Below are 11696 nucleotides of genomic sequence, written 5' to 3'. Positions count from 1 at the left end.
CGGGATGCTAGCACCTGAATAAAAAGAAACGTTCATCCAGGTCAATGAAAGTTCAATTAATTCAAGGCCGCGGACAATCTACGACTTTTTACCAAATCCCGACTTCTTGAGGGTATAACCCGCACTGTTCTGCCAGGCGTCCAACCCGCTCCTGTTGTTACCCGCCACCAGACTGGCGGCCAGACTCGGGCTGTTGAACAGCTGATCGGCAGTAAAGACAAAGCCGCCCTGACTGCGGGGCACTATAACCCCCTTCTCCAGCAGTTCGTGACGCAGCTCGATCACCGCTTCACGCAGGGAGGCGGCATCCTCGCCATTGGCGGTGGAACCGGCCAGCACCATAAAGCCCGGATTTTGCCGCTTGCCCACCGGATACCCGTGGGCCTCGGCCCCCTTGCCGTTGAAGTGGTAGAGCTCGCGCTCCCCCGGCCGGTTGTCGGAGAGGGCCCTTTGCAAGGTCATCAGCTCGTTGTAGATCTCGATGGGGACCACGGCAGCCTGCTTGTTGCCTTTGCTGTCGATGATAAAACTGACTTGCTTATGTAACATCCTTGCTCATCCTGTGACCCATGAAAGTACCTATTCTAACCAGCTCGGGTGAGCGGGATCCAGCCAGGATCCTCACCTCTTTTGCCGCCTTGATCACTAACTGGCACTCTTGATCAACCGTAAGGGGTGTTGATCATTGTTGGCCGTGGTAGCGTACATGACATGATGAAAGCCATTGACCATCAAGCGGTTATCCCATGCTGACCCTGCGCAACCTCTGCAAGAGCTTCGATAACGGCAGTGAACGACTGCCGCTGTTCCACGCCCTCGAACTCGCCCTACCCGCTGGCGAGATCACCCTGCTGCTGGGCCAAAGTGGCTGCGGCAAGTCCACCCTGCTGAACCTCATCGCCGGGCTGATTGCACCGGATGCAGGGGAGATCTGGCTGGGGGAGCGCCGTCTCGACAACCAGTCACCGGACGAGCGGGCCCGCCTGCGCGGCCGCCATTTCGGCATCGTCTATCAGGATTTCAACCTGCTGCCGACCCTGACGGTGGCCGAAAACCTTGCCCTGCCGCTCGCCATCAACGGCATGCCACCGGATGAGGCCAGGATTGACCAGTTACTGCACCGGCTTGATATGAGCCACAAGCGCCATGCCTGGCCGGAGCAGCTCTCCGGCGGTCAGCGCCAGCGGGTGGCGCTGGCCCGCGCCCTGATCCATCAACCCAGCTGGCTGCTGGCCGACGAGCCCACCGGCAGCCTGGATGAGCACAATGCCGAGCAGGTGATGGCGTTAATGATCGCGGCAGTGCGCGATACCGGCGCAGGCTTGCTGCTGGTGAGCCACAACCCCGCCTATGCTGCGCTGGCCGACCGGGTGCTGCGCCTCGAAGGGGGCCAACTTATCGAACTCAAGGGGCCTCGCCATGACTAAACAGCGACTGCGTCTGTCGGGGGCACGCTGATGCTGCCACTCAAAGCGCTGCTGCGCCTCTATCGCAGCCACCCCTGGTTGCTACTGATGAGTCTCACCGGGCTGGTATTGGGGGTGTCACTGGTGGTGGCCATCGAGCTGCTCAATCACAGTGCCCGTACCAATTTTGTCGCCGCCCGCAGCCAGCTCGCCGGGGAAGCCAACTACCGGCTGGCTCCCGCTGGCGGGCTGGATGAGCAGCTTTACGTACAGCTGGTGACCAGCCAACCCGCCCTCGATGCCATGCCCCAGCTCCATGGCTGGCTCAAGGATGACGAGGGGCGCAGCTTTCAACTGCTGGGAATGGATCTCTTCAACCCCGGCCCCCTGCGCCAGCTGTTTGGCGCCACGCGGGAGAGCGAGCCCGCCTTTTCCCTCAACCGCGCCGACAGCATCTGGCTGGCGGCCCCCGAGGCCCATCGCCTTGGCTGGCAAGCAGGCCAGAGCCGCCGTTTTGTCTTGGGCGGCAGTGATGGTACAAGCCCCCGAACCCTGACCCTGACACTGGCGGGCACGGTTGAACCGGGCGCCGTGCCCATGGAGCGGCTGCTGATAACCGACATCGGCCTCGCCCAGCCGCTGCTGGATAAAGCGGGTCGGCTCGATCGCATCGTCTTCAAGCTAAGCGACGCCGAGGCTCGCACCCTGCAGGCCACCCTGCAAACCGATTACCCCAACCAGCCCTTGTGGCTTGAGCCCATCAGCCCGGCACTCGATGCCAGCCAGCTTGGCGATGCGCTGGCCCTCAACCTCACCGCCCTCTCCCTGCTCGCCATGGCGGTGGGATTGTTCTTGGTGTTCAACGCCCAGCGCTTTGTCCAGAGCGTGCGCCGCCCCCAGCTGGCCCAGTTGATCACTCTGGGGATGGGGCCGAGCCGGGTGCTCCGCTGGCTCATTCTGGAGCTGATGATCCTCGCCACCATCGGCACCCTGCTCGGGTTGCTGCTCGGCAGCCTGCTGGCGCTGGCGCTGATGGGGCAACTGACCCAGGCGCTGGCCGATCTCTATGGGCCCAACCCCATCGACCTATTGCGCCTCTCCCCGTTGAGCCTGCTCAAGGCGCTGTTGATCGGGCTGCTCGGCACGCTGGCTGCCAACCTGCCCGGCTGGTGGCAACTGCTGCGCCAATCCCCCCTTGAACTGCGCGCCGGAAACACTCCTCCCCCCGCTCACCCATGGCGGCGGCGCATGCTGGCCCTCGCCATCTTGCTGCTGTGCGCTCTGTGCCTGTGGCTGCCGCAAACCGGTCTGAGTGGCGCCCTCTTTATCGCTGGCGGCTGGCTGCTGGCCATGGCGCTGATGCTACCCGATGCCCTGCGCGGCCTGCTTGGCTGGCTGCGACGGCGCGCGGGCGGCCCCCTCACCGCCCGGCTCGCCGTGGCCGAGACCCGCTATCACCTCGATCGCACCGCCATCGCGGTGATGGCGTTGCAGCTCGCCATCGCGGCGGCCATCGGCATCGGGGTCATGGTGTCGAGTTTTCGCTCCAGCGTGGAGATCTGGCTCGGCCAGCGTCTGGCCGCCGATCTCTATGTCACCGCCCCCAAGGGTGTGGCTGGCAGTCGCGGCACCCTGGATCCGCTGACCCTGCACACCCTGCTCGCCGCACCAGAAGTAAGCGCCGCCTCGCGCCGCGCGGTGCATCCCGCCCGCTGGCAGGGGCAGCCCATCGAGTGGGCGCAGATGGATTTTATTCCCCAGATCAAAGCCGCCTATCCGCTGCTGGCCGGGCGCTGGCCGACCCGCCCTGACGAGGTGCTGGCGAGCGAGCCGCTGACGGTGCGCCTCGGGGTCAAGGTGGACCAGACGTTGGCGATCAGCGGCGAGCAGGGGCCAAGGCAGTTCACCGTCACCGGCGTCTATCAGGATTACGGCAGCGACAAGGGGCAAATTTTGCACGCCTTCGAAGGGGGCGCGGTGCAATCCCTCGCCCTCTTTAGCAACGACCCCGAACAGCTGGCCGACCGTCTGCGCGAGCGCTTTGGCGAGCTGCTCAATCTGCTCTCCGCCCCCGCCATCCACAGCGCGGCCCTCAAGGTGTTTGACCAGACCTTTGTGGTGACCGAACTATTGAAATTGCTGATCCTCGGCATCGCCTTTGTCGGCATTGGCTCGGCCTTTATGGTGCTGGGGCTGGCCCGCCGTGGCGAGCTGCAGACCTTGCAGAGTCTGGGCTTGAGCCCCCGCCACTGCCGCCAGCTGCTGGTGTGGCAAGGGGCGGGATTGGGACTGCTCACCGCCCTGCTGGCCCTGCCGGTGGGCTATGGCCTCGCCTGGGTGCTGATCGAGGTGGTCAACCCCCGCGCCTTTGGCTGGCGCCTCGCCTTCGAGGCCGCCCCCCTTCATGCGGTCACCGCCCTGTTGCTGGCACCGGTCTGTGGGGCACTGGCCTCCTGGTATGCCGCAAGGAGGGTGGTATGAGCCGACAACCGCGAGATACGCCAGCATGCTGGCTCTCACACCTGATACACGGCGCATTGGCCTCCTGGTATGCCGCAAGGAGAGTGGTATGACATATCGGTTAGCGCGCTGGCTCAGCCATGCTTTGACGATCCCATTGACCAGCCCTGTATCCCCGGCCTTACGCCAGCGCAGAGAAGATCGCAGAGCGGCCGCGAGATATCCCCTCTCCCTTTGGGAGAGGGCCAGGGTGAGGGGAAGCTTCTCCTCCTTGCGGTTCCTGTGGCTCGCCGCCCTCTTGCTCCCGCTTATCGCCATGATTGGCAGCGCGCAGGCCAGTGATCTGGGCGCCCTGCTCGGCGGCGGCAGCGACAGCTTTAAAAAGGTGCTGCCGGGGCAAACCATCCAATTGCCGGAGGATCACGCCGCCCACCCCGATTACCGCTCCGAGTGGTGGTATCTCACCGGCAATCTCAAGGATGAACAGGGGCACGAATATGGCATGCAGTGGACCCTGTTTCGGCAAGGGATCGAACAAGCACTCCGCACCAGCAACCCCTGGCTCACCCCCCAGCTCTGGCTGGCCCAGTTTGCCATCACGGATCTCGACCGTGGCACTCACCAGCAAGATGAACGGGCCAGTCGGCAGGGGCCGGGACTGGCAGGGGCCAGCGGCGGCCAATATTGGCTCAGGGAGTGGCGGCTTGCCTCGCAAGGGGCCGCGCTATTCCCCGCCACCCTCAAGGTGCAGAGCAAGATTGGTGAACTGAACCTCACCGTCACTGCCGCCAAGCCGCTGGTGCTGCAAGGCAAGGCCGGTTACAGCGAGAAGAGCCCGGGCAACGCCTCCTTTTACTACTCCTACCCGCGCCTCACTCTTCGCGGCACCCTGACTCGCGATGGCGAGACCCGCACCGTCACCGGACAAGGCTGGTTTGATCACGAGTGGAGCAGCTCGGTATTGGCCGAGTGGCAATCGGGCTGGGACTGGTTTTCGCTGCAACTGGCCGATGGCCGCGAGCTGATGCTGTTTCGCCTGCGCACCAAGGCTGGCCGCGCAGAGCCCGAGAACCGCTACGGCATCTTGATTGAACAGGATGGCAGCAGCCGGGTGCTCGCCCCCGACGCGATTCACCTTACGCCGGGCAACACCTGGCGCGGCCCCAAGGGGCAGGATTACCCCGTCGAGTGGCAGCTAAACGCCGCCGGAATGAGCCTCACCATCAAAGCCCGTCAGCCCAATCAGGCCATGACAGGTCGCTTTGACTACTGGGAGGGAGCTGTCTCTGTCTCGGGGGATGCCAAGGGGGTCGGCTATCTGGAGATGACCGGCTACTGAACACCCTCGACAAACGTGGCCGGTCTGCTCGATGACCCGAAACCCATAGCCCTTATAACAGGGCATCACAGTGATATTGCCCAGCCACTTCTGTCACTTGGCGCCAGTCGTCAAGGATGTCTTATCTGTTTATTTATTGAACACACCTTACCCACTCAACCCGCAGCCAACTTGGCTCAAGTCTGATCCTCGTCAAAAAACCTTTCAAAATCCGAGCGATAACTAACTTTTTACTCACTTTAGTTGGTCGGTTTTTGATATCTTTCTCATCCGGCACCCAAGGTTCCGAAAGAGGCTAAATAGCCACTCCGAATAGTAGATTACTGCACTCGTAGCGCTTCTACAGGTGACATGGATCACACATCGTCGCTGGGTCTTGTTACCTCAGACATTGCCGTCAGAATGCACTAATTCCTTACGCCACAAGGCTTCTGGCAAGATGTAGCACTGTTGGGATCAGTAATTTAGCCCACCTGAGCAGTAATGATGTTGAGCAAGTAGATTATTTTTAACTTGACAGAGCCAGCTTCAATTGTGAATCCATTGCTCATTCGCGGCCCCAATGAAAGCCACGCATGACATTGTTGTTATGATCACGTCACAGACTGCCGCTTTCAGAAATCGTTTTTATGGTCTCGATTGGTGCATTGATGATAAAGTGCCCTTTTTGCCTGCTTTATCATCGATAGCAAGGAGCACGGTTTGAGCAAGAAAGCCGCGAAAGTTGGGGATATTGGGACAGATCATGATGGATTTCATCCCACTGCCATCATTGCTGGTTCGCCGGATGTATTCATTGACGGTATCCCAGCAGCCCGTGTTGGTGATCCCCTCGCCCCACATGACAAACCAAACAACCCACCGCACCCCAGATCGATTGCATCAGGATCTTCTACCGTCTTTATCAATGGAAAACCCGCTGCATTAACTGGTGGGGCTGTTGATTGTGGTGGTGTGATCATCGGCTCGGGAACTGTAGTAATTGGGGATCAAGCACCAGCAGCAAGATCGGCAACTGCACCAATGCAACAACCTGCTGCTCCTGTAGAAATCCCAGCTAAGAATGCCTATTGGCCTCCCTATGACTTTGCCCAGGGCAAAACGCTAGAGGTCGTATACACAACCGCACCAACTGATATTGCAGTCTTGTCACTAGAAGAAGCTAAAGAGCTGCTACAGACGCTTTATACCGAGATGGGTGGCAAAGATGCTGTGGGTACGACTAAGAGCTACCACGACTTGGTAGACGGCGTTAAAACCGCAGCTCAGACAGCTAAAGGACTTGGTGGGTTTGGTGTTATGTCTTATACCAAGAACATCAAGGGTATCGATTATGTGATCATCAAAAACTATCGCCGTCATGCTCAGACCTTGATGAAAGGGAACAAATGGAAGGCGAGTAATCCACGAGTAGTTCAAATCGGTATTGGTTTGAATGATGTCAAAGGGGCGGCTCGATGGGTCAAGGTAAATGCGGGGATCGAGGTGGCCTTTGCTGTCGGGGTCAATGCTGCTGATTACATCTTGCGTGATGAAGCGACTTTAGCCGAGTTCGTGGGCAATAGCTCTGGCGACATTATCAAAGGTATGACGACGTTAGTAACCATGTCTCTAGTCGTTGCGACACTACCTGTATCAGGGATTTTGGCAACAGGCGCACTCTTTGCGTTTGGTTCCTTTTTCATGGGACGTGAGCTTGACGCATTAGACGAACGGTATGGATTCTCAGATGAGATCGGCAACTCGCTTAAAAGGTTGGTTGAATGATCCATTTCGTCAGACTAATCATTGCAGCAGCTTTTATCTGGTTCGGTTTTGAACAGGTATCAGAGGATTTGTACGCAGCATTATCTAATAGTGCTGAGTCATTTCGGATTAGTGGTATTGCCAATATTTGGGCCTCTTACTGTGCTCCATTAGTTGGCATGATATTAATAATTCATGTGTTAATGTCTGTAGCAAAGGTTGGTAATCCAGATAAGTTTTTTCAACGCGGCGTTTTGATTGTTATTTTCGCTATAGCACCGACCTTAACCTTTGCAACAAAAATGAAGTTAAATGCTAAAGCTGAATATTATGTAGAGTGTCAAGATTTAAAGCGAGTGTCTCGTTGGAACTCTTATCAAGTCTATTCCATATCAATTGATGAATGTCATAGATTAAAAGAAAAACAGCACACGGACTGATAGCTCAATTGTGGCTTTTAAACTTTAAAATCGATTTTCATAAAAGTAATTTTCTTGTGAAAAAGGCCAGCATATGCTGGCCTTTTCCATATCAGTTTCGTCTAAAAGCTTTCTCAAAAGCCCTGAAAGTGTCTCAACTGCCAACACCTCAATGCTGTCATTTGTTGTGAACGCGCAGCTATCGCCGCCGAAAAAGCAATCAGGTGCGGAATGTCGGTTAGAAACGGGATGACGTGAGCGCGTTAAGGATTAGGATGTTCACGTTGGCCGGAATGGCTGTTCAACTTCGCCGGAATTCGCGAGCGTACGACGATTAAACTGCTCCGGCTGCTCCACATTGCAGACATGGCCGCACTGCTCAATGACCGCCAGCGAAGAGCTGGCATCGCGGGCCACCTGTTCGCGCACAGGTGCCAGAAACATATGATCCTCCTCCCCCATTACATAGAGGGTGGGAATGGGCAGGGAGCGTTCGCGAAAATAACGCATCAGCGGGTTAACCTCGGTGGCAAGGCGGAACCAGCGTTTGAACTCCTTCTGGCAGAGCTTGCGGGCCTCGCGCACAACTCGCGCACAAAAAGGTTGCGCAACTCCTGATGGTGCTGGCGTGGCATGATGATGAAGGCAAACAGCCGGTAGAGCCACATATAGGGCAGGAAGTGCTGGCCAAGGCGGCCCAGTTGCACCAGCACCCGCGGTAACTGTTCACCGGCAGGTGCTTGACGCACACAATCCGGCAGGGATGGGATAATCCGTTTTCTCTATGCAAGCTCTGACAATCGCGCACAACCATTCCCGGGGATAACGCCCCGGGCGTTTGGCTCCTCCACCAACGGCAGGATTTTTTATCCTGCCGTTTTTGTTTTCCTATTTCGCTGCCAGATCCACCAGATACAGAATGCTGTGATAGGGAATGCCCGCGTGCTGGCTGAGCCCCATTTCGCAGGTACGGCTATTGCTAAAACCCTGACGGCAATCCCTGGGCACCTGGGCGGGCAGGCTGGCGAGCGCGGCGGCGTTAAGCTCCGGGGTCATCAGCCCCTTGTCACCGGCAAAGCCGCAGCACTGGATATGCTCGGGAACTATCACCTCGCGGGCACAGGTGCGGGCCACCGCCAGCATCTTATCCCCCAACCCCATGCGCCGGCTGCTGCAGGTGATATGGAGCATCACTGTCTCATCGATGGGTGTCAGCTCAAGGTGGGGCAGCAGGTGTTCCAGCACAAAGGCAGCGGGCTCAAACACCCGAAGGCCCTTGCCGAGTGCCCCTGAAAGCAGCCGCTGCACGCAGGGGCTGGTGTCGAGCAGCACGGGCCAGCGCCCCTGCTCGCTTGCCTGCCACAGGGCCTCGGCCAGCTCATTACGCTTGGCCTGTGCCACCTCGCTCATCCCCTTGCTGTCATAGGGCATGCCGCAGCAGAGCCCCTCAACGCTCGCCGGCACTATGACCCGGCAGCCCGCCTTCCTGAGCAGGGATTGCACCACATCCGGCAGTGACGGGGCCTCCTCCTGCTGGCCAAATACCCGGCTGGCGCACGACGGCAGATAGACCACAGCGCGCTCGCGTGAACCGTCATTGCTCCCCTCCCCTGGCGGCCACTGGTAGCGGCTCGGCCCCGGCAGGGTCGGCAGCCAGGCTGGTGTGCGCTGGCTGCTCAGATGGCGAACCCCTTTAACCAATCCTGCCAGCGCCTTGTCTCCCAACACCTTGCCGGCAATGGCTTTGAGGCCCAGCGCACTGCGGGCTGTGCGGGTAACGCCGGCGAAGTGATCGGCGCTCCAGCGGGCGATGGGCACGAAGCGCTGGTACTTTTCGCTGCGCAACTTCTTGATAAGGCTGCCGGTGTTGATGCCGACCGGACAGCGATCGGCGCAGAGCCCGGTCGCTGCGCAGGTGTCGATGCCCTGATAGTCAAACAGCCGGGCCAGCTGGTTGGAGGGCTCATCGGCACGATTGCGACGGGCCAGTTCGCGATAGAGCACGATGCGCTGGCGTGGCGAGAGCGACAGGGTGCGCGAGGGGCAGACCGCCTCGCAAAAGCCGCACTCGATACAGGGGTCCACGATGGCATCGCTCGCCGGCATGGGCTTGAGGTGTGCCAGGTGGGCCTTGGGGTCGTCGTTGATGATGACGCCGGGATTGAGCAGGCCGTCCGGGTCCAGCAGCGTCTTGATGCGCCGCATCAGCGCCATCCCCTCCGGCCCCCATTCCAGCTCCACATAGGGGGCCATGTTGCGGCCGGTGCCGTGCTCGGCCTTGAGGGACCCGCCAAAGCGCACGGCGACCAGCTCGGCTACCGCATCCATAAAGGCGCCGTAGCGGGCCACCTGGGCCGGATCATCGAACCCCTGGGTAAAGACGAAGTGCAGGTTCCCCTCCAGCGCGTGGCCAAAGATGATGGCCTCGTGATACTCAAACTTGTCGAACAGTTGCTGCAGCCCCGCCACCCCCTCCGCCAGGCGCTCGATGGGAAAGGCGACATCCTCGATGATGACGGTGGTGCCTGTGGTACGCACCGCCCCCACCGCCGGGAAGAGCCCCTTGCGAATGGCCCAGAGCCCGGCGCTGTCGGTAGTAAAAGGCACAGAGGCGACCTGAGCGAACTCGGCCGCCATTGCCGTCACCTGCTCGCAGCGATCGACCAGCTCCTCTTTCGATGCCCCATGCACCTCGATCAGCAGGGCGCAGGCGGTTAAATCCAGCGCCTTGATAAAGTCCGGCAGGCCGGGCTTGCCCGCAACCGAGCGAAGGGATCGTCCATCCATCAGCTCCACCGCCGCCACCGGCGCACTTTTCAGGCGCGAGGTGGCCAGACACGCCTGCTCGGCGTCCCGAAACACCAGCAGGGCCGAGGCCTTGTGGGGGTATTCGGGCACGGTGTCGAGCACCACCTCGGCGATAAAGCCGAGGGTTCCCTCCGAGCCAATCATCAGGTGGGTGAGGATATCGACGGGGTCCTCATGATCGAGCAGGGCATTGATGGCGTAGCCGGTGGTGTTCTTGAGCCGGTACTTGTGGCGAATTTTGGCAGCAAGCTCGGCGTTCGCCAGCACCTCGGCGCGCAAGGCGGCGAGCCCCGAGAGCAGCTCCGGGCGCCTGGCCGCCAAGGCGGCGCGGCTCTGGGGATCGCCGCTCTCCAGCACGGTGCCATCGGCCAGCAGCAAGGTCATGGCGTGCAATGTGTGATAGCTGTTATGGGCGGTGCCGCAGCACATGCCGCTCGCGTTGTTGGCGGCGATGCCGCCCAGCTTGCAAGCGTTGATGGAGGCGGGATCCGGCCCAATCTTGCGGCCCAGAGGCGCCAGATAGCGGTTGGCATCGGCGCCGATCACCCCGGGTTGCAGGGCGATGCGGGCGCCCTCGTCCAGAATGCGGTGGCCGCGCCAGCTGTCGGTCAGGGTGATGAGCACCGAATCGCTCAGGGCCTGACCCGAGAGGCTGGTGCCGGCGGCGCGAAAGGTGCACGGCAGACCCAATTCGCGGCACACCCCCAGCACGAAGCGCACTTCATCCAAAGAGTCGAGGCGCACAATGCGCTCGGGCACCAGCCGGTAGAAGCTGGCGTCCGTGCCGTGGGCCAGCCGAAGATCCGGGTCGCTCACCAGCCGCTCCGGCGGGATGTGCGAGAGCACGGCGGCATCAAACTGGTTCCAAAGCATCAGCAATCCTCCACCAGCACTACCAAGAGGCGGCTCGGGCCGTGGGCACCGTAGGCCAGGGTCTGCTGAATGTCGGCGGTCTTGGAGGGGCCGGAGACCAGCAACAGATTGGTGGGCATGGCCTGCTGCCAGCGCCCGGCCGCCACCAGCCCCGCCAGGTTGTCGGCGATGGTGGAGGCCGCCAGCAGGGCGATATGGCAGGGGGGCACAAGCGAAATGGTACGCGACTCGCCGCTATCGGGCAGCAACACCAGGGTGCCGGTGTCAGCGATGGCCCCCGCGCAGTGGGTGATGCCCGCCTGACAAACGTCAAACAGATCGTCTTTCCAGCCGGCGAACTCCCCCGCCGGGGTCAGCACAGATCGCCCGGCACAGGCGGCCGCGACCGCTTCCTGCCAACGGCCGCCCTGGCCACAGGCCAGACTCGTCACGCCTTCTTCATCCAGCCAGGCGGTCAGATCCCGGGCAAGGGTTGCCTCCTTGACGGTGAGGATCTCGGCGTGGCTGGCGGTGATCATGCCAACAAAGCGCTCGCGACGCGCCTGTTCATCCTCCCCGCGCCAGGGTTGCCAGCCATGGGGGGCGTGGGCCATGGGGGTGGCGGCGCCGCGCAGGCGGTTCAAGATAGCCTCTTTGCTCGACATC

At 60.5% G+C, this 11696-nt stretch carries 7 protein-coding genes and 2 pseudogenes; 5 read left to right on the top strand and 4 right to left on the bottom strand.

The genetic code is table 11. The annotated features are described in order from the left end of the window. Positions 1–78 precede the first annotated feature (78 nt). Positions 79–549 carry a DUF4357 domain-containing protein gene (locus tag BN1117_RS11490; RefSeq protein WP_040097505.1) on the bottom strand — a complete coding sequence of 157 codons (471 nt, stop codon included), beginning with the start codon at positions 547–549 and terminating at the stop codon, positions 79–81. A gap of 197 nt (positions 550–746) precedes the next feature. Between BN1117_RS11490 and BN1117_RS11485 the strand changes: the two genes are divergently transcribed. The 5 genes and pseudogenes from BN1117_RS11485 to BN1117_RS11465 all read left to right on the top strand — a co-directional run bounded on the left by BN1117_RS11485 (position 747) and on the right by BN1117_RS11465 (position 7391). Next, complete coding sequence (locus BN1117_RS11485; RefSeq protein WP_040097503.1) at positions 747–1427, top strand: ABC transporter ATP-binding protein; 681 nt, start codon at positions 747–749, stop codon at positions 1425–1427. 30 nt (positions 1428–1457) lie between these two features. Continuing rightward, on the top strand, positions 1458–3887 hold the full coding sequence (locus BN1117_RS11480; RefSeq protein ID WP_040097502.1) for an ABC transporter permease: 2430 nt from the start codon (positions 1458–1460) through the stop codon (positions 3885–3887). 277 nt (positions 3888–4164) lie between these two features. Beyond that, positions 4165–5205: a lipocalin-like domain-containing protein gene (locus BN1117_RS11475; RefSeq protein WP_040097666.1), complete on the top strand. Its 1041-nt coding sequence runs from the start codon at positions 4165–4167 to the stop codon at positions 5203–5205. Between the two features lie 702 nt (positions 5206–5907). Beyond that, positions 5908–6180 (top strand): annotated as a pseudogene (locus BN1117_RS19995) (type VI secretion system PAAR protein); the annotation flags it as partial. Positions 6181–6968: 788 nt separating this feature from the next. Continuing rightward, complete coding sequence (locus BN1117_RS11465; RefSeq protein WP_040097498.1) at positions 6969–7391, top strand: hypothetical protein; 423 nt, start codon at positions 6969–6971, stop codon at positions 7389–7391. A 258-nt stretch (positions 7392–7649) separates the two neighbouring features. Here BN1117_RS11465 and BN1117_RS11460 read toward each other — a convergent pair. From BN1117_RS11460 to BN1117_RS11450, 3 genes and pseudogenes are all read right to left on the bottom strand, one after another. After that, positions 7650–8086 (bottom strand): annotated as a pseudogene (locus tag BN1117_RS11460) (alpha/beta fold hydrolase); the annotation flags it as partial. A gap of 172 nt (positions 8087–8258) precedes the next feature. Continuing rightward, positions 8259–11051, bottom strand: a complete 2793-nt coding sequence (locus BN1117_RS11455) for an FAD-binding and (Fe-S)-binding domain-containing protein (protein WP_040097496.1) — start codon at positions 11049–11051, stop codon at positions 8259–8261. Next, entirely contained in the window at positions 11051–11695 is a 645-nt protein-coding gene (locus BN1117_RS11450; RefSeq protein WP_040097494.1) for a LutC/YkgG family protein, read from the bottom strand. Before BN1117_RS11450 ends, BN1117_RS11455 begins: the two co-directional genes overlap by 1 nt. Position 11696: the final 1 nt, after the last annotated feature.

The organism is Aeromonas australiensis (genome assembly GCF_000819725.1).
Lineage (GTDB): Bacteria > Pseudomonadota > Gammaproteobacteria > Enterobacterales > Aeromonadaceae > Aeromonas > Aeromonas australiensis.
The sequence above is the reverse complement of the archived record's forward strand: the minus strand, read 5'-3'. Positions and strand labels throughout refer to the sequence as shown.

Coding starts and splice junctions, on each gene's coding strand:
- BN1117_RS11490 (WP_040097505.1), bottom strand. CDS start 549: ATGTTACATAAGCAAGTCAGTTTTATCATCGACAGCAAAGGCAACAAG.
- BN1117_RS11485 (WP_040097503.1), top strand. CDS start 747: ATGCTGACCCTGCGCAACCTCTGCAAGAGCTTCGATAACGGCAGTGAA.
- BN1117_RS11480 (WP_040097502.1), top strand. CDS start 1,458: ATGCTGCCACTCAAAGCGCTGCTGCGCCTCTATCGCAGCCACCCCTGG.
- BN1117_RS11465 (WP_040097498.1), top strand. CDS start 6,969: ATGATCCATTTCGTCAGACTAATCATTGCAGCAGCTTTTATCTGGTTC.
- BN1117_RS11455 (WP_040097496.1), bottom strand. CDS start 11,051: ATGCTTTGGAACCAGTTTGATGCCGCCGTGCTCTCGCACATCCCGCCG.
- BN1117_RS11450 (WP_040097494.1), bottom strand. CDS start 11,695: ATGTCGAGCAAAGAGGCTATCTTGAACCGCCTGCGCGGCGCCGCCACC.